23 protein-coding genes are annotated in these 26,043 nt (G+C 65.5%); 13 read left to right on the forward strand and 10 right to left on the reverse strand.

What is annotated here, in order from left to right; translation table 11 throughout:
- Positions 1-114 precede the first annotated feature (114 nt).
- Complete coding sequence (locus tag VGT77_RS10185; protein ID WP_327462182.1) at positions 115-3,057, reverse strand: TonB-dependent receptor plug domain-containing protein; 2,943 nt, start codon at positions 3,055-3,057, stop codon at positions 115-117.
- A gap of 236 nt (positions 3,058-3,293) precedes the next feature.
- Between VGT77_RS10185 and VGT77_RS10190 the strand changes: the two genes are divergently transcribed.
- On the forward strand, positions 3,294-3,809 hold the full coding sequence (locus tag VGT77_RS10190) for a hypothetical protein (RefSeq protein ID WP_327462184.1): 516 nt from the start codon (positions 3,294-3,296) through the stop codon (positions 3,807-3,809).
- A gap of 94 nt (positions 3,810-3,903) precedes the next feature.
- On the opposite strand, the gene VGT77_RS10195 is transcribed toward VGT77_RS10190, so the two are convergent.
- From VGT77_RS10195 to xseA, 3 genes are read right to left on the reverse strand one after another with little or no spacing between them, the layout of a single operon-like run.
- Positions 3,904-4,752 carry a M23 family metallopeptidase gene (locus VGT77_RS10195; RefSeq protein WP_327462186.1) on the reverse strand — a complete coding sequence of 283 codons (849 nt, stop codon included), beginning with the start codon at positions 4,750-4,752 and terminating at the stop codon, positions 3,904-3,906.
- A complete protein-coding gene (locus tag VGT77_RS10200) occupies positions 4,749-4,949 on the reverse strand; it encodes a DUF2093 domain-containing protein (protein ID WP_327462188.1) in 201 nt (66 codons plus the stop codon). The genes VGT77_RS10195 and VGT77_RS10200 overlap by 4 nt, the downstream gene beginning before the upstream one ends.
- A gap of 12 nt (positions 4,950-4,961) precedes the next feature.
- Positions 4,962-6,338 carry an exodeoxyribonuclease VII large subunit gene (gene xseA / locus VGT77_RS10205; RefSeq protein WP_327462190.1) on the reverse strand — a complete coding sequence of 459 codons (1,377 nt, stop codon included), beginning with the start codon at positions 6,336-6,338 and terminating at the stop codon, positions 4,962-4,964.
- On the opposite strand from xseA, the gene purD reads away from it, so the two are divergent.
- Complete coding sequence (gene purD, locus VGT77_RS10210) at positions 6,337-7,590, forward strand: phosphoribosylamine--glycine ligase (RefSeq protein WP_327462192.1); 1,254 nt, start codon at positions 6,337-6,339, stop codon at positions 7,588-7,590. The two genes, xseA and purD, sit on opposite strands and share 2 nt — an antisense overlap.
- Entirely contained in the window at positions 7,587-8,108 is a 522-nt protein-coding gene (locus tag VGT77_RS10215; protein ID WP_327462194.1) for a hypothetical protein, read from the forward strand. Before purD ends, VGT77_RS10215 begins: the two co-directional genes overlap by 4 nt.
- On the opposite strand, the gene VGT77_RS10220 is transcribed toward VGT77_RS10215, so the two are convergent.
- Complete coding sequence (locus VGT77_RS10220) at positions 8,105-8,794, reverse strand: alpha/beta hydrolase (protein ID WP_327462196.1); 690 nt, start codon at positions 8,792-8,794, stop codon at positions 8,105-8,107. The two genes, VGT77_RS10215 and VGT77_RS10220, sit on opposite strands and share 4 nt — an antisense overlap.
- 192 nt (positions 8,795-8,986) lie before the next feature.
- Here VGT77_RS10220 and VGT77_RS10225 point away from each other — a divergent pair, with 192 nt between their 5' ends.
- From VGT77_RS10225 to VGT77_RS10240, 4 genes are all read left to right on the forward strand, one after another.
- Positions 8,987-9,877: an RcnB family protein gene (locus VGT77_RS10225; protein ID WP_327462198.1), complete on the forward strand. Its 891-nt coding sequence runs from the start codon at positions 8,987-8,989 to the stop codon at positions 9,875-9,877.
- A gap of 111 nt (positions 9,878-9,988) precedes the next feature.
- Entirely contained in the window at positions 9,989-10,657 is a 669-nt protein-coding gene (locus VGT77_RS10230; RefSeq protein WP_327462200.1) for a 2OG-Fe(II) oxygenase, read from the forward strand.
- Between the two features lie 102 nt (positions 10,658-10,759).
- Complete coding sequence (locus VGT77_RS10235) at positions 10,760-11,155, forward strand: DUF2382 domain-containing protein (protein ID WP_327462202.1); 396 nt, start codon at positions 10,760-10,762, stop codon at positions 11,153-11,155.
- Positions 11,156-12,112, forward strand: a complete 957-nt coding sequence (locus VGT77_RS10240) for a YsnF/AvaK domain-containing protein (RefSeq protein ID WP_327462204.1) — start codon at positions 11,156-11,158, stop codon at positions 12,110-12,112.
- 146 nt (positions 12,113-12,258) lie between these two features.
- Here the strand turns inward: VGT77_RS10240 and rplT are convergent, their stop codons facing one another.
- The 3 genes from rplT to VGT77_RS10255 all read right to left on the reverse strand — a co-directional run bounded on the left by rplT (position 12,259) and on the right by VGT77_RS10255 (position 13,950).
- Positions 12,259-12,636 (reverse strand): 50S ribosomal protein L20, encoded by a 378-nt coding sequence (gene rplT / locus VGT77_RS10245; RefSeq protein ID WP_327462206.1) that lies wholly within the window; start codon positions 12,634-12,636, stop codon positions 12,259-12,261.
- A gap of 14 nt (positions 12,637-12,650) precedes the next feature.
- Positions 12,651-12,854 (reverse strand): 50S ribosomal protein L35, encoded by a 204-nt coding sequence (rpmI, locus tag VGT77_RS10250; RefSeq protein ID WP_171129157.1) that lies wholly within the window; start codon positions 12,852-12,854, stop codon positions 12,651-12,653.
- 109 nt (positions 12,855-12,963) lie between these two features.
- A complete protein-coding gene (locus VGT77_RS10255; protein WP_327462210.1) occupies positions 12,964-13,950 on the reverse strand; it encodes an adenylate/guanylate cyclase domain-containing protein in 987 nt (328 codons plus the stop codon).
- A gap of 144 nt (positions 13,951-14,094) precedes the next feature.
- Between VGT77_RS10255 and VGT77_RS10260 the strand changes: the two genes are divergently transcribed.
- Positions 14,095-16,221, forward strand: a complete 2,127-nt coding sequence (locus VGT77_RS10260; RefSeq protein WP_327462212.1) for an AsmA family protein — start codon at positions 14,095-14,097, stop codon at positions 16,219-16,221.
- A gap of 64 nt (positions 16,222-16,285) precedes the next feature.
- Here the strand turns inward: VGT77_RS10260 and VGT77_RS10265 are convergent, their stop codons facing one another.
- Complete coding sequence (locus tag VGT77_RS10265; RefSeq protein ID WP_327462214.1) at positions 16,286-17,281, reverse strand: alpha/beta hydrolase; 996 nt, start codon at positions 17,279-17,281, stop codon at positions 16,286-16,288.
- A gap of 56 nt (positions 17,282-17,337) precedes the next feature.
- On the opposite strand from VGT77_RS10265, the gene VGT77_RS10270 reads away from it, so the two are divergent.
- The gene (locus VGT77_RS10270; RefSeq protein ID WP_327462215.1) at positions 17,338-17,838 is read left to right on the forward strand and encodes a hypothetical protein; all 501 of its coding nucleotides are present in this window, start codon (positions 17,338-17,340) and stop codon (positions 17,836-17,838) included.
- A gap of 3 nt (positions 17,839-17,841) precedes the next feature.
- Here VGT77_RS10270 and VGT77_RS10275 read toward each other — a convergent pair whose 3' ends face one another.
- Entirely contained in the window at positions 17,842-18,927 is a 1,086-nt protein-coding gene (locus VGT77_RS10275; RefSeq protein ID WP_327462217.1) for a right-handed parallel beta-helix repeat-containing protein, read from the reverse strand.
- Positions 18,928-19,037: 110 nt separating this feature from the next.
- Between VGT77_RS10275 and VGT77_RS10280 the strand changes: the two genes are divergently transcribed.
- The 4 genes from VGT77_RS10280 (at position 19,038) to VGT77_RS10295 (ending at position 26,011) form a co-directional block, all read left to right on the forward strand.
- On the forward strand, positions 19,038-20,453 hold the full coding sequence (locus VGT77_RS10280; protein ID WP_327462219.1) for a coniferyl aldehyde dehydrogenase: 1,416 nt from the start codon (positions 19,038-19,040) through the stop codon (positions 20,451-20,453).
- A 58-nt stretch (positions 20,454-20,511) separates the two neighbouring features.
- Entirely contained in the window at positions 20,512-21,963 is a 1,452-nt protein-coding gene (gene zwf, locus VGT77_RS10285) for a glucose-6-phosphate dehydrogenase (RefSeq protein ID WP_327462221.1), read from the forward strand.
- 115 nt (positions 21,964-22,078) lie between these two features.
- Positions 22,079-23,899 (forward strand): phosphogluconate dehydratase, encoded by a 1,821-nt coding sequence (gene edd, locus VGT77_RS10290; RefSeq protein WP_327462223.1) that lies wholly within the window; start codon positions 22,079-22,081, stop codon positions 23,897-23,899.
- Between the two features lie 60 nt (positions 23,900-23,959).
- Positions 23,960-26,011, forward strand: coding sequence for a TonB-dependent receptor (locus VGT77_RS10295; protein ID WP_327462225.1), 2,052 nt, complete (start codon positions 23,960-23,962; stop codon positions 26,009-26,011).
- Positions 26,012-26,043 lie beyond the last annotated feature (32 nt).

A 26,043-nucleotide genomic window follows, 5' to 3' on the forward strand; every position in this document is an offset into this window, starting at 1 on the left:
GCTGGATGGCTTTGCTGCGCTCGCCCTGACGAGGGGAGCAAGGTTCCACAGCAACAAAAAAGAGGGCGGGTCTTTTGGACCCGCCCTCCCTTTGTCCAGTATGAACGCTTCCGATCAGAACCGCAGGCGCGCAGTGACGGAGTAGCTCCGGCCCAGCGTGTCGTAGGTCGACGGGAAGGTGTTGCCGCTGTTGAACGCCGTGCCGCCCGCGTTGCCGCCGACGAGCGGAGGCTGACGGTCGAACAGGTTCAGAGCGGTGAAGGTCAGGTCCAGATTGTCGCCCACACCAACGCGCGCCGAAAGGTCGAAATAATCGGCCGCCTTGATGAAGTTGAAGTTCTCCTGCTCACCAGCGAACACCGTGTTGCCCGTAACAGTGCCGCGGAACAGCTGGGGCAGACCCGGCTCGTAGCGGACGGCGCTGATGTGACGCCACAGCAGCGACAGATCGACATTGTCGAAGCTGAGCGTTGTGCGCTGGTTCCAGGTGAACTCCGGCTGGATCGACGCCTGCGAGGCCGTGCAGTTCACCGAATAGTAGCCGACGCACTCGCGATTCAGAGCCGAAGTGGGCGACGCCCGGAACTTCTGGCTCTTCGTCCAGTTGCCGATGAACGACAGATTGAGCTTCGCAAAGGCAAGGTCAGCCCGGTAGTTCAGCGACACGTCGACGCCGTTAGTGAAGTAACGGCCGGCGTTGGTCAGCGGCAGGCGCAGACCCGGGGTCGTCGCGGCGGAACCGCTCAGACGGCCCGAAACCGGGTTACGACGGATCGACGTACAAGCATCGCTAGTCGCAGAGGTCGCGGTCAGGTTGCCGAAGCAGGCCGCGATCGCGTCATCCGGCGTCAGTGCCGAAATGGCGTCGTTCACAACCAGCTCGTAATAGTCGATCGTGGCGCTGAAGCCCGGAAGGAACTCCGGCTGGAGCACCGCGCCGATGGTGAAGGTGTCCGCCTTCTCCGGACGAAGGGCTTGGCTGCCCGTGAAGGTGCCCTGAGCCTGGCCCGCGGCCGGATCGATGATGTTGTTGATATTACCCTCGGTTGCACCCTGAGCGATACAAACGTCGCGAAGAATGCCAGTCGGTCCGGTGCTACGACGCTGACCGGAGAGGTTCAGCGAGGCGCACGGATCGATGTTCAGGTTCGTCAGGTTGGTGCTCTGCGGACGGAACAGCTCGAAGATGTTCGGCGAGCGAACGGCGCGCTGATAGTTGCCGCGGAACTTGATCGACGGCACCGGAGTCCAGCTCGCACCAGCCTTCCAGGTGGTGGTGTTGAACTTCGGCGTGCTGTTGGTGCCGGTGATCGTGTAGTGCGAGTAGCGGATACCGGCTTCGACCGTCAGATCCTCGAAGAACGGCTTGTTCTGCACGATCGGCGCCACGAGTTCGCCGAACGCTTCGTAGACGTCATACTCGCCGGCGAAGGGCAGCGTCGCGCCGCCCGCACCGCCGAGCTCGCTCGGGTTCTGAGCGAGGAAGTCCGCGACGCGCGAAGCCTGATACTTGCGGTATTCGCCACCGACCGCGAAGCTGATCGGATCCTCGGCCCAGGGAGCCGCCGCACCGAAGTCGCCGTTGATGAGCGCACGAGCCTGCGACAGCGAAGCGCGGTTGCTGGTCGCGCTGGTGCCGAGCAAGAAGCCCGCCGCTGATTGCGAGATGCTGCCGGCCGGGCCGAACAGGTTAACCGGAACGCAGCCATTGGCCGTGTTGGTGCAGGTGTTCGGATTGTTCGCGTTCAGAGCCTGCTGAATGCGCGACCGAAGCACGTAGCCGCTCTGGGTCTGCGTGTTTTCGCTCTCACCATGCGAAACCGAGAGGTCGGCACGGATCGATTCGGTGACGTTCAGACGGATACCACCCCGGAAATCGAAATAGGTGGTCACGAAGGTGCTGATGCGCGGCCCGAGTTCCACCGTACGGCGATAAAGGCCCGGCAGCGGCAGCGGCGTGGTGGAGGTCGCGGTGCAGTCCGCGGCCGCAATGCCCTCGGCGGCGCAGATCTGTGCGCGGACGCCCGGCGTCAGGAACGGGTTGTTGGCGGGAACGGTCAGCTCTTCACCAAACACGCCCGACGGCGCGATGATCGTCTGAACGGTGTTCCGCGAGAACATGCCGCGACCATAAACTTCAACGCCGTCAGCAATCTCATAGTTCGCCGCGCCGAACAGGTTGTACCGTTCGAACGGAGTCTGGAAGATGTTGTACGGATTGAAGTTGAAGTCCTGATACGGGGTGACCAGGCTGTTGCCGTCCGGGCTAATCTGCAGGAACTGGCCGTTGTTGAAGGCGATCGAGCTCGGCACCGAAGTCGGCGAGCCGCCCGCGGCGATGCCGGTCTGCGAGTTGATGCCGTTGCGGCCGAAGTCGCGGGCACCCTGATAGACCGGGTCGGCTTCCTGATAGCCCATCGAGATGACGGCGTTGCCGCGGCCATCGTCGAAGTTGGCGCCCATCGTCACTTCGATACGGAAGACGTTGCCGTCGCCCTTCTCCGTGATCGACTGCTGCGCAGTCGCTTCGAAGCCCGAGAAGTTGCGCTTGGTGATGAAGTTGACAACGCCCGTGATCGCGTCGGCGCCGTAGCTGGTGGACGCGCCGCCGGTCAGCAGGTCGGTCCGCTCGATCAGCGCGAGCGGGATGTTGTTCAGGTCGACCGAACCCGTGGTGGTGGAGGGCGCGACGCGGTTACCGTCGAGCAGCACGAGGTTGCGCTGCGGGCCGAGGCCGCGAAGGTCGACGAGGGCGGCGCCGCCGTTGCCGTTGTTCACCGACGAACCGATGTTCGGGGTAGCGCCAGGCAGCTGACGGATCAGCGCTTCGGCGGTCGGAGTCTGGCGGAGCAGGATTTCCTCGCTGCCAACGACCGCAACCGGGCTGGACGATTCGAGATTCGGGTTGGTGATGAGCGAGCCGGTGACGACGATCGTCTCGTCGGTCGCCGTAGCATCGGCCGCCGTCTCGGTCTGCGCATAGGCTGCCGAGCCGAGCATCGAGGCGCCGATCAGCACCGTAGAGGCCAGCAGGCGCCGACGAATTGCAAGCTGCATAGTCTTTCTTCCCCTTTATCGTGGCCCGGTTTTCCACCGTCCGGACGCACGTGGTGGCATAGCTGCAAACGAAGCTATTGAGGCGCTACTAGGCGAAATGATCGGGCCAGAACAACGGCTCCTCTCGGCAAACCGCGCATTTTGCCCTTAGGTGTAGCATTTCAGTCACAGTGATCCGGGCCTTGTCCGGCATCCGCCCCCCGACTAGGCTTGGCGGCTCACTTCCGGGGCTGTCCATGATCCGTGCTGCTGTCTTTTTGCCCGCGCTGCTGCTTGCCGCGCCTGCCGCTGCCGCCGACGAGGCGCCCGCGCCCATCCGCGGCCTCGCTGCCTGCCGCGGCATCCCAGACAACGCGCAGCGCCTCGCCTGCTTCGACCGCGAGGCGGCGGCTTTGGTCTCGTCTGTCGAGAAGAAGGAAACCGTGCTGCTCGACAAGCAGGAGGTGAAGAAGACGCGCCGTTCGCTTTTCGGCTTCGCGCTCCCGCGCTTGCCCTTTTTCGGCAGCGACAAGGACGGTGGCGAAGAAGCGCCGGAGTTCACCCAGATCGAGACACCGATCAAGACGATCCGCAGCATCGGCTATGGAAAGTTTCGCTTCACTGTGGATGACGGGGCGGTGTGGGAGACGACCGAAGGCGCCAATGCCTTTCCCAAGCCAGGGCAGAAAGTGCTGATCAAGAAAGGCGTGCTGGGCGGCTATTTCATCCGCTTCGAAGGTACGCGCTCGGTCAAGGGCATGCGGGTCGGGTAAAATGCAGCTGTTCCCCGGCAAGCACCGGGGTCCACTGTCGCAAGATCAGGAGTGAATAATCCTGGGCTCCGGCCTGCGCCGGAGATCAGGAGTTTCAATTCTCCGCCATCGGGACCTTGCCCAGGTCCTGCCCCGGCATGGCGCCGGCGAGTACCATCGGGTCTATCCGCGCGTCGCGCCATTTGACCGCCCAGTGAAGGTGCGGACCGGTCGCGCGGCCGGTGCTGCCGATCGCGCCGACCGGTTGCCCGCGTTTGACGCGGTCGCCCTCCTTCACGGAAATCGAGGAGAGGTGGAGAAAGGCGCTGTTCAGGCCCATGCCATGATCGATGATCAGCAGCCGGCCTTCGAGCGTGAAGGGCGTTTGCGCGGCGAGTACGACGACCCCATCGGCGGGCGCGGTGACCGGAGCGCCCGCGCCGCCCGCCACATCGACGCCGGAGTGATAGGCGCCGGGTTCGTTGCCGCGATAAATGCGCTGCGATCCGAACACGCCGCTGATCCGTCCGCGCGCCGGCCAGGCGAAGCGCTGGCGCCAGCCGTCGCTTTCCGCCTGCACCGCCCGGGCCGCATTGATCCGCGCCAGTTCCGGAGCGCGCAGCTTTTCATATTCCCCGTTGGTGACGCTCGGCCGCCTGGGCACGTCGACACGCTCGATCCGCCAGGCGCGCGGCGTAATCTGTAGGGTCCGTTCGATCGTGCGGCCGTCCGCCAGCCGCGCCGTTAGCCGCGCCTCGCGCGCTGCGTCGCGATCGAAGGCGATCAGGAAGCGGTTGTCGGCCGCGCGCGCCACCGGCTCGCCGTCGAGCCAGAGGCCGGCGGTGCCCGGAGGCGCGATGCCGATCAGCGCACCGCCTTGCTGCGCCACGCCCATCAGCTGAAAATCGGCAGGCGCCTGAGCCGCAACCGGAGCCGCCAGCAGTGCGGCTAGGAACGGGATCACTGGTCCTTGAGCGCCTGAGTGGCGATTTCGGCCGTGGCATAGGCCTCCTGCCGCGCGACCGACCAATAACGCAGCGCGTCGAGCGGGATCTTCTCGCCCGACACGGCGCAGACGACGTGATCGCCGTTGCTGAGCACACGAAAGCCATTGGCCATATAGTGGAGCCGGGCGGGCTGGCTGCGATTGAACATCAGCATCGTTGCATACCTCTATAGCAGGCTGGGCTGAACGGGAGCCTCGCGCTTGCCTCCCGATGTGGCGCGTTCGACCCGCGCGTCAACCGTGCCGTCGGCGAAATGGAGGCGCAGCGCGGCGGCGGAGCGGGCGGCGGCGGCGCTGGTGACGACCTTGCCGCCTTTGCCCTCCACCCACGCATAGCCGCGCGCGAGCAGGTTCTCAGGGTTCACCGACTGCGCGAGCCGCCACACCGAAGCGAGCCGGTCCGATGCCCGCTCGAGCTTCACCGTCAGCAGTTGCGGCCGGAGCGCGCCGCTCGCCCGGGCCAGTTCGCCTCGGGCGTCGGCGACCCGGCGGCCGAGTCCGCGCCGCAACCGCTCGCCAAGATCGTCGACCCGCTGCCGCTGGGGGTCGAGCAAAGATTGCGGCGTCGGCAGCAGGCGCGCCAATCCCACCAGCTTCTCCGCGCCGCGCTCATGATAGCGGCGGGCACAACGCTCCATCCGCGCGCCTTGGTCGCGCACATAGGCGCGCAGCTCCGCCCGAACCGGCACCGCCATCTCGGCCGCCGCGGTTGGCGTGGGCGCACGGACATCGGCTGCATAGTCGCAGAGCGTCGTGTCGGTCTCGTGACCGACGGCGGAAATGATCGGGATGGTGCAGCCGGCGACCGCGCGCACCACCACTTCCTCGTTGAAGGCCCAGAGATCCTCGATCGAGCCGCCGCCGCGGGCAACGATCACCAGGTCGGGCCGCTGATCTTCGGCCATGCGGCAAAAGCCGGTGACCGCCGCCGCCACCTGCTCGGCCGCGCCTTGCCCCTGCACCATCACGGGCCACACCAGCACGTGAGTCGGACAGCGATCCTCCAGCCGGTGGAGGATATCGCGGATCACCGCGCCGGTGGGCGAGGTCACCACGCCGATCCGGCGCGGCAGGAAGGGCAGCTTCTCCTTTCGCTCCGACGCGAACAGGCCTTCGGCGGACAGCTTCTGCTTCAGCTTCTCGAGCAGCAGCATCAGCGCGCCTTCGCCAGCCAACTCCAGCCGGTCGATGACGATCTGGTATTTGGAGCGGCCGGGATAGGTGGTGATCTTGCCGGTCGCGATCACCTCGATGCCGTCCTCGGGCCTGAAGGGCAGAGCGGCGACTCCCGCTTTCCACATCACCGCATCGAGGCACGCATTCTCGTCCTTGAGCGTCAGATAGGCATGGCCCGAGGCGGCACGCTTATAGCCGCTGATCTCGCCCCGCAGCCGGACATAGCCGAACCGGTCCTCGACTACTCGCTTCAACGCAAAAGCGAGTTCTGAAACGCTGAGCGGCGGTGCGTTGTCCCCGGCGGTCGTGTCGGCTAACAGCCGGCCCGCGGCGTCCGCCGCTGGGCTTGGGGAGAAGCTACTGGCCATGAACGTCCTGCTGATCGGGTCGGGAGGGCGCGAGCATGCGCTGGCGTGGAAGTTGGCGCAAAGCCCGGCCTTGAGCAAGCTTTACGCCGCCCCAGGCAATCCGGGTATCGCCCGCCATGCCGAACTCGTCGCACTCGATGTCGCCGACCACGAGGCCGTCGTGAATTTCTGCCGCAGCCGGAGCATCGCCCTGGTCGTGATCGGGCCGGAAGCGCCGCTGGTCGCGGGCCTGGCCGACGATCTGCGCGCGGCTGAAATTCGAGTGTTCGGCCCAAACAAGGCAGCTGCTCAGCTCGAGGGCTCGAAAGGCTTCACTAAGGATCTGTGCCGCGCGGCGAACATCCCCACCGCAGGCTATGTTCGGGCGGAGAGCGCGGAGGAGGCGCTGTCCAAGCTGCCGCCGTTCGGCTTGCCCGTCGTGATCAAGGCGGACGGCCTGGCGGCCGGCAAGGGCGTGGTGATCGCGACGACACGCGACGAAGCCCATCGGGCGATACGAGACGCGGATGGGCCTCTGGTGATCGAGGAGTTCCTGTCCGGCGAGGAAGCGAGCCTGTTCGCGCTGACCGACGGCAAGACGGTCGTGCCGTTCGGATCGGCGCAGGATCACAAGCGTGTCGGCGAGGGCGATAGCGGCCCGAACACCGGCGGCATGGGCGCTTACTCGCCCGCCCGCGTGTTGACGCCCGAGCTGGAGCGCGCCGCGATGCGCGACATCGTCGAACCGACCGTCCGCGCTATGGCGGAGGCGGGAACGCCGTTCGTCGGGGTGCTCTATGCCGGGCTGATGCTGACGCCCGGCGGCCCCAAGCTGATCGAATATAATGCGCGGTTCGGCGACCCTGAGGCGCAGGTCCTGATGCCGCGGCTCGAGAGCGACCTGCTGCTGATGATGCTGGCATGTGCCGAAGGACGGCTTGCCGAAGCCGAGCCGCCCCGCTTCAGCGATCGCGTCGCACTGACGGTGGTGATGGCGGCGAACGGCTATCCCGGAACGCCGCAGGCTGGCGGCGCCATAGCGGGGCTCGACCGGGCCGAAGCGGCGGGGGCCATCGTCTTCCAGGCCGGTACGAGGGAAGAAGGCGGACAACTCGTCGCCGCCGGCGGGCGCGTCCTTGCGGTGACAGCGGAGGGTCCGACAGTCCGCTGGGCCCAGCAGTCGGCTTATTCGGCTATCGACCGGATCGACTTTCCAAGCGGGTTTTGCCGGCGCGACATCGGCTGGCGCGAGATAGAGCGGGAGGTGAGATGATGGAGTGGTTGGAACAGAATTGGGTGCTGCTGGTGCTCGGCGTCTTGGTGGCGCTGGTGGCCTTGTGGTGGCTGATCGGCAGCAGCTCGACGCGCTCGCCCGAGGCGACCACGCGGGACGGCGTCGAGCAGGAAATCTCGCCCGTGATCACCGGGCCCTCGGCGGCTCCGATCGACGTGCCCCTGCCGGTCGACGCCACGCCGCAAGCAGCGGAGCCGCAGATCGTCGTGGAGCCCGAAGCGCTGGTGCAGCCGCCGCAGCAGATCCCTACCGGCCCTGCCGACGAGCTGACCCGAATGAAAGGCGTGGGCCCGAAGGTGGCCGCAATGCTGAGCGCGATGGGCGTGACCCGCTACGACCAGATCGCGGCCTGGACGGACGACGACGTCGCCCGCTACGACGCGCAGCTCGGCACCTTCAAGGGCCGGATCACCCGTGACCAGTGGGTGGAGCAAGCGCGCCTCCTCGCTGCCGGCGACACGGCCGGCTTCGAAGCGAAGTTCGGAAAATTGGGCTAAGCGAGCGCGCGTATCGCGGCGCGGATCGCCTCCGGCGCGAAGACCATCTCCATATGCCCGCAGCCGACTTCCAGCGAGAGATCGGCGCAGCCCGACGCGCAGGCACTGTGGGCGGCAACGATGCCGTCGCGGCGGGACCAGATGGCGATCGTCTCGGCCGGCGGCTTCTCGTCGATCACGCAGGCGACCGGCGGCGCATCGACCGGGTGGCCCGCCACGGCTTCATAGAGCCGCCAGACATTATTGTTGCGCCGCGGGTCGCCGCAGATCGGAGAACCGAGGGTAACCACCTTGGCGATGCGCTCCGGCGCGTGTTTGGCATATTCACGCGCGATCAGGCCGCCCAGGCTCCATCCTACCAGCGACACCGGCTCACCGCGGGAGATGTGCCGCACGCGCGCGTCGATGATGTCGAAGATGTCGGCACCGAGGCCGAAGTTGCGCCCCTGCCTCCAGCCATGGTGGCGGAATCCCGCCTGCCTCAAGCCCAGCCGAAGCGGCCGCGTCGAAGCATCGGAGGCCAGGAAACCCGGTACGACAAGCACCGGCCGCCCGCGCCCGATGTCCGCTGGTGAGTGGAGTTCGGGCGCCATCAGGCGGCGCGGCGATACCGCCGAGACGAGCTCGAGCGCAAAAGCGCCCCAGGACGGGCATTCACGAATGTTCGAGATCGGTAGGCTGGCCATGAACCGGATTGTTTATGACGTCTCCGTGACAATGACCAGAACGCGAGAACCCCGCGCTGGTTCAGTAGCTTGACTGAGCGATGTCTTCCGCTTTCCGCTTCCTTTCGGCTCGGTTCAGCAACGACTCATCTGCCGAGTCGCAGATGAGGCTATTGACCGCGGCCGTTCGTCGCGGGGGGACAGGAGACTAGAATGCGCAAGTTCATCGTCGCGCTGCTCGCGACCGCGACATTGGTCGCGCCGGCCGCCGCACAACGCCCTGAGCAACCAACCGATGGCTTCAGGACCGAGGCGGAGCCGAGTCCGCGGCGCGAGCAGCGCCAGATGGCGCGCGAAGGCATGCGCCAGGCTCTGGGCGGTGCTGACCGTCAGGAACGTCGCGAAACGCGGCAGGAATCGAGGCAGAACCGCCAGGAAGGCCGGCACGAGTTCCGTCAAGAGCGGCGCGACGATCGCCAGGAGTTCCGGCAGGAGCGCCGCGAGGATCGTCAGGGATTCCGGCAGGAGCGTCGTGACGACCGGCAGGATTTCCGCGAAGGCGATGTGACCCGGCGTGAGTTCCGGCGCGATCGTGCTGATGACATCCGCGATTTCCGTCGCGACCGAGCCGGAGATATTCGCGACTTCCGCCGCGACGGTGTCGAGGATCGCCGCCATTTCCGGCGCGACCGCTGGGATGATCGGCGTGATTGGCAGCGCGACCGGGCCCGCGACGGCCGCTGGGGTTATGACGGCAATCGCTGGGGCTGGAATGGCAATGACCGGAACGGCAATTGGAACCGCGAGTGGCGGCGCGATCCGCGCTACAACTGGCAGGACTGGCGCCAGCGCAACCGCGGCTCCTACCGCTTTCCGCAATATTACGCGCCGCGCGGTTGGAGCTACGGCTATCGCCGTTTCTCACTGGGCGTGATCCTCGGCGCACCCTTGTTCGCGCAGAATTACTGGATCAGCGATCCTTGGGCGTATCGCCTGCCTCCCGCTTACGGCCCCTATCGCTGGATCCGCTATTATGACGACGTGCTGCTGGTCGACATTCGCGACGGGCGGGTCGTCGACGTGATCCACGACTTCTTCTGGTAATCGAGACTTCGTCATTGCGAGGAGTGAAGCGACGAAGCAATCCAGTGGACCCTGCTGGATTGCTTCGCTGCGCTCGCAATCACAGTCTGTAGCGGTTAACGCTCGCTATCGATGACACCAGAGGAAATGGCGCTCGATCAGTCGCGGGAGCGGGCGCGGATCGGCAGGGAAGTGGCAGCGCGGCTGGAGGCCGCCGGCGTCGGAGCAGCCCGGACGGAGCGTTTCACCCTCTGGTTCGTCGAGGATTTTCTAGGGTCCGAGGATTGCGCGTTCCTGATCGGCGAGATCGAGCATGATCGCCAGCCATCCATCCTGCTCTCCGACGATCCCGAACAGAATTTCCGCACCAGCGACAGCTGCAATCTCGACCGGTGGCACGAGCAGGTCCGGGCGATTGACCGCCGCATCTGCGCGCTGATGGGCCTCGATGAGCGACGGGGCGAGACGCTGCAGGGCCAGCGCTATGCGCCGGGCCAGTATTTCCGCACCCATCACGACTTCTTCCACACCGACCAGGCTTATTGGGCCGAGCAGCGGAAGTGCGGGGGACAGCGGACCTGGACCGCGATGATCTTCCTGAATGCTTCCGAGGCCGGCGGCGAGACCCACTTCACCGCCGCCGGCCTGAAGGTGCCGCCCAAGCCGGGCCTGCTGCTGATGTGGGACAATATGGATGCGAACGGCGCGCCAAACCTGTTCGCCGCCCATGAAGGCTGCGCGGTTGAACGTGGCGTCAAATACATCGTCACCAAATGGTTTCGCGAGGGCAATTGGCTCTGAGCGCCGATTGAGCGCCTTTCATCGTTTCGCACCGGGTAAGCATCGGAACGGGCGAGATTCATAGCCGTTGTGGCGCGGCAACTTACATCAGAAGGCAGTCCTGTGCGGCACGATGAGGAGACCGCGGCGATACCGATCGCCGAGGAAAGGCTGAGTGTGTCCAAACGTCCGGTGAAGCGCCGCGTGCGCATCCGGACCGTGACCGAGGAAGTGCCCGGCCGCTTCACCGAAGAGCTGCATGGCGAGCGCGTCGAGGTTCAGCACGTCGCCGTCGAACGCGAACTTAGCGAATATCCCGAAATCCGCACCGAAGGCGATCTCACGATTATCCCCGTCGTTGAGGAACGGCTGATCGTCGAGAAGCGCCTGTTCCTGGTCGAAGAGGTTCACGTCCGGCGCCTGGATGGCGTCGAGCGCATCGAACAGCCGGTCATGCTCCGCCGCCAGCGCGTCGAAGTCGACCGGCACGAAATCCGAAGCGAAGCAGAGGAGAGTTAAATGTCGCGTACCATCACCGCCATGTTCGATAGTCGCAGCGAGGCCGAGCAAGCCCGTTCGCGGCTAAGCTCTTCGGGCATCGAGGCCGAACGCGTCCGCATCATCGATCAGGAGTCCGCCGGGTCGGGCTCGGCCGGCGGCAGCTCGCCCGGCCAGGAGGGCTTCTTCGCTTCCCTGAAAGACCTGTTCATGCCCGACGAGGACCGCCACGCTTATGGCGAAGGCATTCGCCGGGGCGGCTATATGCTGGTCGCGGAAGTCGATGAAAGCGATGCCGACCGCGCCTGCCAGCTCCTCGACGACGGCGGCAGCATCGACTTCGAGCAGCGCCAGAGCGAATGGCGCAATCAGGGCTGGGCCGGCTATCAGAGCGATCGTCAGGCTGGCGCCTTTGGTGCGTTGAGCGGCAGCCAGGAAACGAGCCGTTCGGACTCGACTATGGCCAGCGGCAATCATCTGGGCACCGCCACCGACCGCAACATCGAGGAAGAGCATATCCCGATCGTCAATGAGGAACTGCGCGTCGGCAAGCGCGAGGTCGAGCGCGGCGGTGCCCGCGTCCGCTCCTATGTCCGCGAGACGCCGGTGCACGAGCAGGTCAATCTGCGCGAAGAGCATGTCGAGATCGAGCGTCGCCCGGTGAGCGGCGAATATCGTGAAGGCGCGCTCGGCGGCGACGTGTTCCAGGATCGCACGATCGAGATGACCGAGCACGCCGAAGAGGCAGTGGTCAGCAAGGAAGCGCGCGTCCAGGAAGAGCTGGTCATCCGCAAGACCGCCGAAGAGCATGTCGAGAATATCGACGACACCGTGCGTCACACCGAAGTCGATGTTGACAAGAGCAACAGCGCGTTCGGCTTCGACAAGGACCGCGATCGGGACGGCATGAGCGACAGCGAGCGTGCGGAGTTCGAACGCTCGGGCACGTCCCGCAACCGCGACGACGGGCTGCTCTGAAGACGGTCGTCCGTCATTGCGAGGAGCGTAGCGACGAAGCAATCCAGTGGCTCGAGGCTGGGTTGCTTCGCTCTGCTCGCAATGACGAAAGAGAAAGGGCCCGGAGATCGCTCTCCGGGCCCTTTCTTTAGTCCGTGAACTAACCCTTACGCCGCGACGCGTGTGTCGTCCGGAAGCGCCGCTTTCACCTGCGCGACGATAGCCCGGAACGCGTCACCCTCATGCATGGCGATGTCGGCGAGCACCTTCCGGTCCAGTTCGACACCGGCCAGCTTCAGGCCGTGCATGAACACGCCATAGGTCAGGCCTTCGGCCCGGGCGGCGGCATTGATGCGCTGGATCCAGAGCGCGCGGAAGTTCCGCTTTTTGACCTTGCGGTCGCGATAGGCATACTGGCCAGCCTTTTCGACGGCCTGGCGCGCGATGCGGATCGTGTTCTTGCGGCGGCCATAATAGCCCTTCGCCTGCTCAAGAATCCGCTTGTGTTTCGCCTTGGTGGTCGTGCCACGCTTTACTCGTGCCATGTGTCAGCCCTCCCTTACTTGAGACCGTAGGGGGCCCAGGCCTTCACCGTCGCCGTGTCGGCGTCGGAGAGGACGGAGGTGCCGCGGTTCTGGCGGATATATTTGCCGTTGTGGCTGATCAGGCGGTGGCGCTTGCCGGCCACGCCGTGCTTCAGCTTGCCGGTCGCGGTGAACTTGAAGCGCTTCTTCACACCGCTCTTCGTCTTGAGCTTGGGCATTTTCGTCCTTTCGTTTTTCGACGATCAACGGACGGCCTCGGCAGCCCACACTGGCCGGGCAGTCCTTCCGAATGTCGCGAAGCGCGCGCCTATAGGGCCAAGCGGCGGATCAAGCAACCATTCCTTGGAGGCCGGCATCCGAGAGCGCGGCAGCCAGCAACGGCAGGTCGGGTGCGGCGAGCAGATAGGCCTGTTCGGGCGCCTCATAGCCCTTGAGCTCGAGCGGAAGCAGCTGAATCTCCGGCGGCATCGCGATCGAGGGAAAGAGCAGGTCGATGGTGTTGCGGCCGATCAGAACGTCGGCGCCGGACGTTCGGGTCGCCGCCTCCAGCCGGAACGCCTTGTTGACCGCATCGCCGACCGCGGTGAAGTCGGACGCCGTGGCGCTGCCGAGATTGCCGATCGACGCCATGCCGGAGTTGATGCCGATGCCGAACGAGACGGGCCGGCTGAGGCCGAACCGGCTTTGCATCGGCGCGACCAGTTCCTGGATCGCCGGCAGCATGTCGAGCACGGCGGCAAAGGTGCGCCGATCGACCTGCGGCCGCTCATGCACCCAGAGCGCCATGATCGCGTCGCCGATGTACTTTTGATAGAAGCAGCGGCGGTCGTTCAGCATCCGGCCCATCGTGCCGAACAGTTCGGACAGCAAGGCAGACAGCTGATCGGCGCTGACCTCCCGCGCCAACTGGGTGAAGCCGCGCATGTCGGCGACCAGCACTGTCACCAGACTGCTGGCCAGCACCACCTGAGTGGCCGGGGCGGCCTGCTCCTCCTCGACCAGGGCGACCGGCGCATTGGGCTGTTCGAAATGCAGGGTCTCGCCGCCGATGCGGATCTCGTCGCCATGCTGCAGGACGACCGGGGCGCTGAGCGGCAGGCCATTGACCAAGGTGCCGTTGCGGCTGCCCGAGTCGCTCAGGATGCAGGCGCCCGACATGTCGCGGCGGATCATCGCATGGGTGCGCGACGTGCCGAGGCTGGAGACCACGACGTCGTTGCTCGGGTCGCGCCCGATCCGGCAGGCGGCAAGCGGGCCGATCGCATGGGTGCGATCGTCCGACGCGAACCGCAGGACCGGGTCGTCCATCTTCATCAACCGCGCCCCCTGTCGCGGAACGCCCACGCGGCTCCGCCAGTTCGATCGACCCCAAGGCATTTGCTGGATAAGCCGCGGGCAAGTCAAGCGTAAGCCGCGCCGAAAGGAACCGTATTCCGGTGGCTTCCGTTCATTACGGCTATGGCAGATCAGGCGCTGTATCGCACCGGCTCGGTGGAGCAGCACGGGCCCCGCGAGGGGGGCCGCACGTCGACGCCGTTCGCCAGCCTGATCGCTGTCTTGGCGACGCTGATCGGCCTGGTCCTGCTCGCCTGGACGATCCTGTTCGTCACCAAGGGGCGGTTCCTCAAATCGACCTTCGAGAGATATGCCAGCCGCTCGGCCGAGCGTGAGGTGCGGGTCGCGGGCGACTTCAAGCTCTACCTGAACCCGATCGACATCAAGTTTCTCGCCGAAGGGCTGACGATCACCAATCCGCGCTGGGCGAAGGAGCGCTACTTCCTCAAGTCGAAGCTGATCGACAGCAAGATCGAGACGATTCCGCTGATCTTCGGCAAGCGGCGCGCAGACTGGCTGATGTTCGTGAACGGCGAACTCGACCTCGCCTGGAGCCCGGACGGCAAGCAGAACACCTGGACGCTCGGCAAACCAAGCGGCGAGCCGTTCGAGTTACCCGACATCAAGCGCGCTCTGATCCAGGGCACGCGCATCCGCTATACCGATCCGCGCCTGCGGCTTTTCGCCAATGTCGGCATTGACACCGTGCGGGCGCAGGACACGCGTTTTGCGCAGGATATCCGCTTTGCCGGCAACGGCACGCTTCGCGAGCGGCCTTTCACGCTTTCCGGCAGCCTGATGTCTCCGAACGAGACGGCGAGCGGCGGCCGCAACCGCTTCCGCATGCATGCGGAGGGCTATCAAACGGTGCTGGACGTATCGGGCACCCTGCCCGGCGCGACGCGGATCGAGGGCGTGCCGCTCGACTTCCGCCTGCGCGGCTACAATCTCGCGCGTGCGTTCGATTTCCTGGGCGTGGCGGTGCCGGACACGCGCGCCTATCGGCTGCGGTCGACGCTGACCAGGCAGGAGGGCGAATGGCGCTTCCGCCGGCTGCGGGGCGTGTTCGGAGAGAGCGACCTCGCCGGCTGGGTCACGGTCGGCATGCCAGACAATCGGCTAAAGCTCGACGCGGCGCTGGCCACCAACACGCTCGACATCATCGATGCCGGCCCCTTCATCGGCTATGATCCGGAGCGGCTAGACGCGACCGGCGGCAGCGTGACGCGCGCGCAGGGCGGGCGCATCCTGCCAGACGCGCCGTTGCGCGTGGAGGCGATCAGCCGCTTCGACGCCGATGTGAAATGGACGGTGCGGCGGGTGCGGGCCGACGCCCTGCCTGCCATTTCCAATATCGACCTGACGCTCGACCTCGACCGCCGGCTGCTGAAGCTGTCGCCGCTCACCTTCGATCTCGAGCGCGGCCATGTCTCGGCCGACGTCTCCATCAATGCCCGCCGCGCTGCCGTCTTCACCGACATGGACCTGCGCCTGTCGCCGACGCCGATGGGCCGGCTGCTGAAGGGCTTCGGCGTCGAAGAGTCCGGCACCACTGGCACGGTCAAGGCGCGCGTCAACCTTGCCGGACCTGGGGACAGCATCCGCGAATGGCTCGGCAACTCGAATGGGCGGATTGCGATTATACTGCCCCAGGGTTCGCTCTGGTCGCGCAATGTGCAGCTGTCCGAACTCGATATCGGCACCTTTGTCTGGAAGATGTGGGAAAAGCGGTTGAAAGAGCCGGTCCAGATCAACTGCGGTCTGATCGCCTTTACCGTGCGCGGCGGCATCGCGGCGGCTGACCCGATCCTGATTGATACGAAGAAGAATGTGATCCTCGGCCGCGGCGGCTTCAGCTTCAAGAATGAGGCGCTCGACCTGCGCCTGCGGGCGGACGGCAAGAAGTTCAGCCTTTTCTCCGCGCAGAGCCCGGTGGGCATCGTCGGCCAGTTCGCTTCGCCCAAGCTGGATGTGATCAGCCCGCAATTGGTCGCGCGGGGAGCCGCTGGCGTGGGGCTGGCCGCCGTCGCCTCTCCGCTCGCCGGGATATTGGCTTTCGTCGATATCGGCGATGCGGAGAGCGCCGCCTGCGGTCCGGTGCTGGCGGGCGCCCGCGCGACCGCTCAGCGCGAGAAGGACGGCGACCCGCGCGACGATGTCGGCCGAGGCACTACCGCCAAGTCGGAAAGCGGCAAGCGCTCGCCGGAAGCGAAGCAGAAGCAGCGCAAGAAGTTTCTGGGGATATTCTAGAGGGTGTGCCCCGGCGAAGGCCGGGGCCCAGTGATGACGGCCAATCCGCTTACTCGCGTCCCGGTTACCGGACCCCGGCCTTCGCCGGGGAGCGTTCCGGCTGAAGCCCGCGGACGAACTCCTCTAGTGCGCGGTTGGTCTGTTCCGGCGCTTCCTGCTGCACCCAGTGGCCGACGCCGGGGATGATGGTAGAGCCTCGAAAGTCCTCCAGATGGTCCCCGGCGCGCTCGTAAAGGTCGATGCCCGGGATGAAGCGCCGCACCGGGTCCTTCTCGCCGGCGATAAAGCAGGCCGGCCGGGTGATCTTCCGGCCCTTAAAGTCGGCCAGTTCGTCGAAATCGATATTCTGCGCCCGGTAGCGGTTGAGCGGTCCGCGAAAGCCGCTTTTCTCGAAGGCGGCGGTGAACACGTCCAAATCCTGTTCGCTCATCCAGGCGGGGAAGGGCTGCGGAGCTGGCAGGCCGTCGAGAAAGCCCGCGCTCGGCGCCTTGGCCATGAAGGCGCCGGCATTCTCGGAGCGGAAATCGCCGGACGCGGAATAGTAGATGCGGCGGAGGGCGTCACGCACGTCCCGCTCGAATTCGGCTTCGGCAACGCCCTCCTGCTGGAAATAGAGCTGGTAGAAGAATTTGCCGGCGTAGATCTGCTCGGCGAGCTTCAGGAAGCTATGCTCGCCGCGCGGCATATAGGGCACGCTGAGGCCCGCAACCGCGCGGACCTTGTCCGCGTGCAGCAGCGAGGTGTTCCAGACGATCGGCGCGCCCCAGTCATGGCCGAACAGGATCGCCTCGCCGCCGCCCAGCGCTTCGATGACTGCCGCCACGTCGGACGCAATGTTGCGCATCGTATAGGCTTCGATCGGGTGGGGCCGCGAACTATCGCCATAGCCGCGCACGTCCAGCGCCGCGACCTTGTAGCCGAGGTGCGAGAAATGCTGGATCTGATGCCGCCAGCTATACCACAGCTCTGGCCAGCCATGAACGCAGACGATCAGCGGCCCTTCGCCCTGAACTGCGACGTTCAGCTCGACATCGCCGTTGCGCACCTTCGTGAAATCCATCTCGACCTCGTGGTTCGAACCAGGAACCGCCCCGGCAGCGAAACGGTTGTTACGCCATGGACCGGCTGCACCGAAAGGCCGCTCTGGCCTTCAAGGCTCTGATGCTGATCTCGGGCGGTGTGGGCGCCGGCGTGCTGGCCAGCAGCATCACCACGTCCACGGTCAAATGGCAGCGGCCGTCGCGCATTCCGATGGTAGAGCAGGTCGTGTCCGATCCGGTGGACCAGGGCAGCGCCGGCCGGGCTTGGGCGCGCACCGCCTTCGACGGCGGGCTGCGCCGCTGCCCCGAAATGAACGCCGAGTTCCTCGCCGCCTGCCAGCTCGAGATGAAGTTGCTGCTGGAGCGGCCGAAGCTCGCCTATGGCAGCTATGGCGGACCGCTGCTAATCACCAAATACGAGCCCGTACCTGACATAGAGCCCTACCGGTCGGCTGAACCCGATAAGCTGCCGCTGGAAGAGCCGGTCGATCCAGTCCCGGTGGTCGAGGTCGCGGAGCAGCCGACGCCGGTCAACTACCCGGCTGCTGAAGCTGCAGCCGAGGTGCCGGCGCAGTAGAGCTCAACCCTTCTTCCGGAACCTCGCCACCCAGTCGGTAATGACCTGATCGACGTCGCGCTTCGGGCTGTTGCGTTTGGACGCGTTCCGCCCTTCTTCCACCTTGCCCTTGAGAATGAAGGCGTTCGCCTCGTTGCTGTCGACCAGGCCAGAGCCGCCATCGACCGAGATACGGCTGTCCATCGTATCGACATCGGCAACTCGGAACAGCCGGTTGTTGCGAATGCGGACGTCGTCGATCTGCGAGGCCGTGATGCCGTGCCATCCGGCGCCGATCACGATATTGCCTTCGATCGTAAAGCGCTGATAGCCGCGCCCGCTTGCGGCCAGATCGAGCTCGTCTCGCGAGAATATGCCCTGGGCCTTGCCGCCGGCGATGATCAGATTGTCGCGGATCGTCACGTCGCGTGCGGCGGTGTCATCGGCCAAGGTGAGGCCGCTGGTGAAAAACTGCACTCCGTCCGAATGGTCTCCCTCGAACGGCCGGAAATCCTCGAAGCGGTTGCGTTCGATAGCGATGTCGCGGCCGCCCTGAATGTTCACGCCTTCGCGGATGGTTCTCAGATCATTGTCCTGGAAGCGCGCTCCCTCGGTGCGGATGAAATTGGCGAAACCGGCCAGCCGCTCGAAGGTGCAGCGCTCGATCGTCACATTGCGGCCGTTCCGAATGGACGGGCCCCGCACATGCAGCTTTCCAGCTTCCTCAAGGCCGGTGAAGCGGCAGTTGCGCAGCACCAGATTCTCGGCCTTGTCGGCGATCAGCAGATAGATGTTCTCGGGCGTGCCGGGGGGCGCCTCGAACATCGCGCCATCAAGTGTGACGTTCCGCCAGCCCGACAAAACGATCGGCCCGAACACGCCGCCGCGTATGGTGACGTTCCGGCTCGGCGCGAAAGGCTGTGGTGCGAAGGCAACGCGTCTGGAGCCCAGATCGATGACGCTGCCGGGCTCAGCGCGCTCCAGCAGGCTCTTCCATTCGAGCTGAGAAACCGGACCATCTGACGCGGGCGGAGGCACGGGCGAGGCCAGCAGCAGGCTAGAGACAAGGCCCGTCACCATCACCAGCATGGTCCTCGCCAGCCGCGTCAATATCCGCACTCCCATCGGCAGCCATGCTAGCCCAACCCGCTTCTGTTTAGAATAGAAGCCTTTCCGCCGGCTGCTTGTCGCCCTGTTATTTTTCGGGAAGGATCGACGCCATGGACTTGACCACCTTGCTGCAGGCGCAGCGTGCCGCCTTCCAGGCTGAACTCCCCGTTTCTGCCGAGGTTCGGCGCGATCGCCTGACCCGCGCCATCCGCATGCTGGTGGAGAATGCCGAGTTTTTCTGTTCGGCGCTGTCCGAGGATTTCGGCCATCGCAGCCGCGAACAGTCGATGCTGACCGATGTGCTGGCGAGCGTCCGGACGCTGAAGCATGCACGGGCGCGGGCCGCGCGGTGGATGAGGCCCGAGCGCCGGCCGCTGCAGTTTCCGCTTGGACTGCTCGGCGCCCGGGCCGAGGTCCACTACCAGCCGAAGGGCGTGGTCGGCGTGATCGCACCCTGGAACTTCCCGGTGAACCTCTCAATGGGCCCGCTCGCGGGCGTGCTGGCTGCCGGCAACCGCGCGATGGTCAAGATGTCGGAATATACGCCGGCAACTGCAGCGCTATTCGAGACGCTTACGCCCAAATATTTTGACTCGGCGGAGCTAAGCTTCGTCAGCGGCGGGCCGGAGGTCGGCCGCGCCTTTGCCGCGCTCCCCTTCGACCATCTGATCTTCACCGGCGCGACAGCCGTCGGCCGCCACATTCTCCATGCGGCCGCCGACAACCTGACGCCGGTCACGCTCGAACTCGGCGGCAAGTCGCCGACCATCATCGGCCGCTCGGCGAACATCGCGCAGGCGGCGGAGCGGATCGCGATCGGCAAGTTGATGAATGCGGGCCAGATCTGTCTCGCTCCCGATTACCTGCTGGTGCCTGATGACAAGGAGGAGGCGGTGATCGGCGGCCTTCGCACCGCCGCCTCCACACTCTACCCGCGCCTGCTCGACAATCCCGACTACACCTCGGTGCTGGGCGAGCGGCATCATGTTCGCCTAAGCGGTTATCTCGAAGACGCCCGCGCCAAGGGCGGCGAAGTGATCGAAATCAACCCGGCCGACGAAGACTTTGCGGCGTCGAACGGGCGCAAGATGCCGCTCTTTATCGTCCGCAACCCGACCGACGACATGGCGGTCATGCAGGACGAGATTTTCGGCCCGGTGCTGCCCGTCAAGCGCTACGGCCACATTGAGGAAGCGATCGAATTTGTGAACGGCCGCGACCGTCCGCTGGGTCTCTACTATTTCGGGCAGGACGCGGCAGAGGAGCGTCAGGTGCTGGAGCGCACCATCTCGGGCGGCGTCACCGTCAATGACGTGATCTTCCATATTTCGGCGGAGGAGCTGCCGTTCGGCGGTATCGGCCCATCGGGCATGGGCGCCTATCATGGGCAAGACGGCTTCAAGACGTTCAGCCATGCGCGCGCGGTCTACCGCCAACCCAAAATCGACGTCGCCAAACTGGCGGGCTTCAAGCCGCCCTATGGGCCAGCCACGGCAAAGGCCATCGCGCGTGAGTTGAAAGTCTAGGCACGGTTGACCCTCACCGTCCCGCCTCTAGGTATGCGCGCGGAACGGGGAGACGGAAGTGGCCGGACCGCATCAGACGATCATCATCTTCGGCGGGACCGGCGATCTTGCCCATCGCATGTTGTTTCCCTCGCTCTACAATCTTTTCGCGGACCGGCTGCTGCCCGATGATGTGCTGATCATCGGCTCCGGGCGGAGTGAGATGGATGACGAAGCGTTCCGCGCCTCGATCGATCTGCAAAAATCCTTGCCGGAAGATCGCTACCATCCCGACACGGCAGCCGACTTCCTGCAGCGCATCCGCTATTCGGCAGTGAGCGGCAAACAGGAGGAGTTCACCCGGTTGCGCGATCTGGTCGGCGACCGGCTGGACCGGGGTGTCTCCGTCTATCTGTCCACACCGCCGTCGCTGTTCGCACCGATGGTCGAGGGGCTCGGACGCGCCGGTTTGTCAGGCCCGACCGTGCGCGTCGCCATGGAAAAGCCGATCGGGCAGGACCTAGCCTCGTCGCTCCAGGTCAATGACGCGGTGAACGCAGTGTTCGATGAGGACCGGGTGTTCCGCGTCGATCATTATCTGGGCAAAGAGACGGTGCAGAACCTGCTCGTCCTGCGCTTCGGCAATGCCCTGTTCGAGCCGCTCTGGAACGCGCAAGGGATCGAGCATGTCCAGATCACCGTCGCCGAGACGGTGGGTCTGGAAGGCCGCGTCTCCTATTACGACGGGGTAGGCGCGCTGAAGGACATGGTGCAGAACCATGTGCTGCAGCTGCTGGCGCTGGTCGCAATGGAGCCGCCGGCCTCAATGGCGCCTGCCGCAGTGCGCGACGAGAAAGTAAAGGTGATCCGCTCGCTCCGTGCGATGACGCGCGAGACGGTGGGCGCTCATAGCGTTCGGGGCCAGTACGGCTCCGGCGCCGTCGGTGGCCAGCCGGTCAAGGGTTATGCGGAGGAGCTCGGCCGCCCCTCAGGTACCGAAACTTTCGTTGCCCTGAAGGCGCACATCGATAATTGGCGCTGGGCCGGCGTCCCTTTCTATCTCCGCACCGGCAAGCGCATGCCGGTGCGCAGCTCCGAAATCCTGATCAAGTTCAGGCCGGTACCGCACTCTATTTTCGCGCGCGGCGGCAAGGGGCTGGAGCCCAACACGATGATCATCCGCATCCAGCCGCAGGAGAATATCCAGCTGCAGGTGATGGCGAAGCAGCCAGGCCTCGACCGGCATGGGCTTAATCTGCGGGAAGTGGCGCTGGACGTGTCGCTCTCCACCGAAGCGGCAGGACAGCGCCGCCGCATTGCTTATGAACGCCTCCTCCTTGATTTGATCGAAGGCGACCCGACCTTGTTCGTGCGGCGCGATGAAGTGGAAGCCGCCTGGAGCTGGATCGACTCGATCCGTGAGGCCTGGGATCAGGCGGGGCAAGAGGTCCGGTCGTACACGGCCGGCACCTGGGGACCGTCCGCCGCCATCGCGCTGATCGAACGGGACGGAGCGAGCTGGCATGAATAGGCGACCGGAAGGAGGAACTCCGTCCGGGCTGAGCTTGTCGAAGCCCTGCTCTTCTTCGTTCGGATCCGGGAAGTGAGAACAGCCCCTCGACAAGCTCAGGGCAACGGAGTTTAGGGTGAACAACATCGATCCCTGCATCGCCCGCGTCACCGATCGAATCATCGATCGCTCGCGCGCGTCCCGTGCCGCCTATCTCGAGCTCATCGATCATCAGCGCGAGGCGGGCACCAATCGCAATGTACTGAGCTGCGGCAACCTTGCTCATGCGTTTGCGGCTGCGGAGGACGACAAGCCGGCGATCCGTTTGGGCAGGTCGATGAACATCGGCATCGTCACGTCGTACAATGACATGCTGTCCGCCCATCAGCCCTATGGACGCTATCCCGAACAGATCAAGGTCTTCGCCCGGGAGCGTGGCGCCACCGCGCAGGTCGCGGGCGGCGTGCCGGCCATGTGCGACGGCGTGACGCAGGGTCAGGCAGGCATGGAGCTGTCGCTGTTCAGCCGCGACACGATCGCGCTTTCTACGGCCGTCGCCCTCAGCCATGCCATGTTCGAAGGCGCGTTGCTGCTCGGCATTTGCGACAAGATCGTGCCGGGGCTGCTGATCGGTGCGCTGCGCTTCGGGCACTTGCCGACCATCCTGGTCCCCGGCGGGCCGATGGGATCGGGCATCCCGAATAAGGAGAAGGCGCGCATTCGCCAGCTTTATGCCGAGGGCAAGGTAGGCAAGGAGGAATTGCTGGAGGCGGAATCGGCCAGCTATCACTCGCCGGGCACCTGCACTTTCTACGGTACGGCCAACTCCAACCAGATGATGATGGAGGTGATGGGTCTGCATGTGCCCAATGCCGCCTTCGCCAATCCGGGCACCAAGCTGCGCCAGGAACTGACGCGCGCCGCCGTTCACCGGATCACCGAAATCGGCTGGGACGGCAATGACTATCGCCCGCTCGGCCGCGTCATCGATGAAAAGGCGGTCGTGAACGCCTGTGTCGGCCTGATGGCGACCGGCGGTTCCACCAACCACGCCATCCACCTCCCCGCCATCGCGCGCGCGGCTGGCATCGTCATCGATTGGCAGGACTTCGAGGAAATCTCAGAGGCCGTGCCGCTGCTCGCCCGCGTCTATCCGAACGGATCGGGCGACGTGAACGACTTCAGGGACGCCGGCGGCATGCCCTTCGTCATCCGCGAGTTGCTCGACGCGGGGCTGCTCCATGGTGACATCCTTACAGTATCGGCGAACGGCATGGCCGACTACCAGAACGAGCCGCGCCTCACTGAGCAGCTCGAATGGACGCCTGCTCCGGACACGACCCGCGATCCGACAATGCTGCGCCCTGTTGCCGACCCCTTCCAGCCGACCGGAGGCATGAAGTTGCTTGCCGGCAATCTCGGTCGCGCCGTCATCAAGACCAGCGCGGTCGACCCCGAGCGCCGCGTCATCGAAGCGCCAGCGCGCGTGTTCGACGATCAGGACCAGGTGCTGGCCGCCTTCAAGGCTGGCGAACTGCAGCGGGATGTGGTGGTGATCGTCCGCTTCCAGGGCCCTGCCGCTAACGGCATGCCGGAGCTGCACAAGCTGACGCCAGCGCTTGGCGTGCTGCAGGATCGCGGCTTCAAGGTCGCGCTTGTCACCGACGGCCGCATGTCGGGCGCGAGCGGCAAGGTGCCCGCCGCTATCCACCTCTATCCGGAGGCGCTGCACGGCGGGCCGGTCGCGCGGGTGTCGGATGGCGACCTCGTCCGCGTCGATGCGGTGAGCGGCACGCTCGAAGTGCTGACGCCCGGATTTGCCGACCGTGAGCCTGCAGCCGCACCTCAGGCGCGCCTGGGTCTGGGCCGCGAGCTGTTCCGGCTGTTCCAGAGCGCCGCCGACGATGCCGAGCAGGGCGCCTCTCCCCTGCTTGCCGCGATGAACGGCACTGCCTAATCGGCGGACGACAGATCAGGGTCTTGATACAACATATCATGGCCGTTAGCAGCGGCGACCATGATTCGGTCCAACCTCTTCGCGCTGCTCGCCGGCGCTGCCTTCGTCGTTCCTGCTCATGCCCAGCAGAGCCCCGATGACGTCCATGTCGAGCAGCCGCGCGACATCATCGTCACCGCGCCGTTCGAACGCGAGCGGATCGAGTTCCTGACCGGCGTTTCGGTGCTGAGCGGCGCCGAGCTCGCCCGCGAGGTGCGGCCGACAATCGGCGAGACGCTGGCGCGACTGCCGGGCGTTTCCTCCACCTCCTTCGGGCCCAACGCGTCGCGGCCGGTGCTGCGCGGCTTTCAGGGCGAGCGCATCCGCGTGCTGACCGACGGCATCGGCAGCTTCGACGTGTCGAACACCAGCGTCGATCACCCGGTCACGATCAACCCGTTCCTGGCCGAGCGCATCGAAGTGCTGCGGGGGCCTGCAGCGCTCCAGTTTGGCTCGTCCGCGATCGGCGGCGTCGTCAATGTGATCGACCGCCGCATCCCGCGCCGCGTGCCCGACGAAGCTCTGCACGTCGACGTATTGGGCGGCTATGCCTCGGCGGCCGACCAGTGGTTCGGCGCCGCGGCGGCGGACCTGCCGGTGGGCGGCAAGGTCGTGCTGCATGTCGACGGCAGCTATCTAAACGGCGACGATCTGCGCATCGGCAAGTTCGTCCTGTCACGCCAGGCGCGGGCCGAGGCGCTGGCGAGCGGCACTCCCGACGCGCAGGCGCTCGCCTCCTTGCGCAACCGCCTGCCCAACTCGGCTGCACGGACCTGGGACTTGGCAGGCGGCGTGTCGGTGGTCGCCGATGACGGCAGCAGCCTCGGCTTCGCTCTGACCCGCTATGACAGCAAGTTCGGCATCCCGCCGCGCTTCGACTTGGCGACCGGCGAAGGTGAGGCGCCGACCATCGACGCGCGCCAGCTGCGGCTTGACGCCCGCGCCGAGATCAAGCTCGGCAGCGGATTCTTCGAACTGCTGCGCGGCCGCTTCGGCTTTGCCGACTATAAGCATGACGAGATCGAGCCCAAGGGGGAGATCGGCTCCACCTTCCTCAATGAAGCAATGGAGGGCCGGATCGAGCTCGTCCAGGCCAAGCGCGGGCCGTGGAAGGGCGCAGTCGGCGGCCAGTTCTTCATCCGCGACTTTGACGCGGTCGGCGAAGAGGCCTTCCTGCCCAAGAACGAGACCGAGCAGTTCGGCCTGTTCACGCTGCAGCAGCTCGAACTCGGCCGCGCTCAACTCGAGGTCGGCGGCCGGATCGAGCGCACCAAGGTCACCGCGCCGACACTCGGCATCGGCCGGAAGTTCACGGCGCTGTCCGGCTCGGCCGGTGCGAGCTTCGAGTTTACCAAGGGCTGGCGGATTGGCGGCAATGTCTCGCTGACCGAGCGGGCGCCATCGGCCGAGGAGCTGTTCTCCAATGGCCCGCACGCCGGCACCCAAGCCTTTGAGATCGGCGATCCCGCCCTTCGTAAGGAACGGAATTTCGGAGCCGAGGCGGTGGTGCGCGGCGGCAATGAGTGGCTAACGGCCGAATTCTCCGTCTATTATAACCGCTTCCGCAACTTCATTTATGAGGACGCGACCGGAGAGATCGAGGACGACCTGCCGGTGTTCCAATATCGTCAGGCCAAGGCCCGCTTCTACGGGGTCGAGGCCCAGGTCGCGGCCAGGGTCGCCCGAATTGGCGAGAGCAAGATCGGCGTGGACGCGGTTGCCGACTATGTGCGGGCCACGGTGTCGAGCGTCGGTCCGGTGCCGCGAATCCCGCCGCTACGGCTGCTCGGTGGCGTCAGTGCCACCGCCGACAGACTCACCGGCCGGGTCGAAGTCGAGCACAGCTTCGAGCAGGACCGTGTCGCCGCCTTCGAGACGCCGACGGACGAATTCACCCTCGTCAACGCCTCGCTGGCCTTCCGCCCCTTCGGCGGTGGGCCGAACAAACCGGAGCTGATGGTGCAGGCGAACAACATCTTCGACGTGGACGCCCGCCGCCACACCAGCTTCCTCAAGGATTTTGCGCCCCTTTCGGGACGGGATATCCGGGTGACGCTCAGAGCGTCATTCTAATTCCAGTCCGTTCGCTTCGAGCAAAGTCGAGA

Source organism: Sphingomonas sp. (assembly GCF_035944535.1).
GTDB lineage: Bacteria > Pseudomonadota > Alphaproteobacteria > Sphingomonadales > Sphingomonadaceae > Sphingomonas_B.

Coding starts and splice junctions, on each gene's coding strand:
- purD (WP_327462192.1), top strand. CDS start 6,337: ATGAACGTCCTGCTGATCGGGTCGGGAGGGCGCGAGCATGCGCTGGCG.
- rplT (WP_327462206.1), bottom strand. CDS start 12,636: ATGGCACGAGTAAAGCGTGGCACGACCACCAAGGCGAAACACAAGCGG.
- VGT77_RS10265 (WP_327462214.1), bottom strand. CDS start 17,281: ATGGATTTCACGAAGGTGCGCAACGGCGATGTCGAGCTGAACGTCGCA.
- VGT77_RS10270 (WP_327462215.1), top strand. CDS start 17,338: ATGGACCGGCTGCACCGAAAGGCCGCTCTGGCCTTCAAGGCTCTGATG.
- VGT77_RS10255 (WP_327462210.1), bottom strand. CDS start 13,950: ATGAAGATGGACGACCCGGTCCTGCGGTTCGCGTCGGACGATCGCACC.
- VGT77_RS10215 (WP_327462194.1), top strand. CDS start 7,587: ATGATGGAGTGGTTGGAACAGAATTGGGTGCTGCTGGTGCTCGGCGTC.
- xseA (WP_327462190.1), bottom strand. CDS start 6,338: ATGGCCAGTAGCTTCTCCCCAAGCCCAGCGGCGGACGCCGCGGGCCGG.
- rpmI (WP_171129157.1), bottom strand. CDS start 12,854: ATGCCCAAGCTCAAGACGAAGAGCGGTGTGAAGAAGCGCTTCAAGTTC.
- VGT77_RS10220 (WP_327462196.1), bottom strand. CDS start 8,794: ATGGCCAGCCTACCGATCTCGAACATTCGTGAATGCCCGTCCTGGGGC.
- VGT77_RS10230 (WP_327462200.1), top strand. CDS start 9,989: ATGACACCAGAGGAAATGGCGCTCGATCAGTCGCGGGAGCGGGCGCGG.
- VGT77_RS10190 (WP_327462184.1), top strand. CDS start 3,294: ATGATCCGTGCTGCTGTCTTTTTGCCCGCGCTGCTGCTTGCCGCGCCT.
- VGT77_RS10200 (WP_327462188.1), bottom strand. CDS start 4,949: ATGCTGATGTTCAATCGCAGCCAGCCCGCCCGGCTCCACTATATGGCC.
- VGT77_RS10240 (WP_327462204.1), top strand. CDS start 11,156: ATGTCGCGTACCATCACCGCCATGTTCGATAGTCGCAGCGAGGCCGAG.
- VGT77_RS10185 (WP_327462182.1), bottom strand. CDS start 3,057: ATGCAGCTTGCAATTCGTCGGCGCCTGCTGGCCTCTACGGTGCTGATC.
- VGT77_RS10295 (WP_327462225.1), top strand. CDS start 23,960: ATGATTCGGTCCAACCTCTTCGCGCTGCTCGCCGGCGCTGCCTTCGTC.
- VGT77_RS10280 (WP_327462219.1), top strand. CDS start 19,038: ATGGACTTGACCACCTTGCTGCAGGCGCAGCGTGCCGCCTTCCAGGCT.
- VGT77_RS10260 (WP_327462212.1), top strand. CDS start 14,095: ATGGCAGATCAGGCGCTGTATCGCACCGGCTCGGTGGAGCAGCACGGG.
- VGT77_RS10225 (WP_327462198.1), top strand. CDS start 8,987: ATGCGCAAGTTCATCGTCGCGCTGCTCGCGACCGCGACATTGGTCGCG.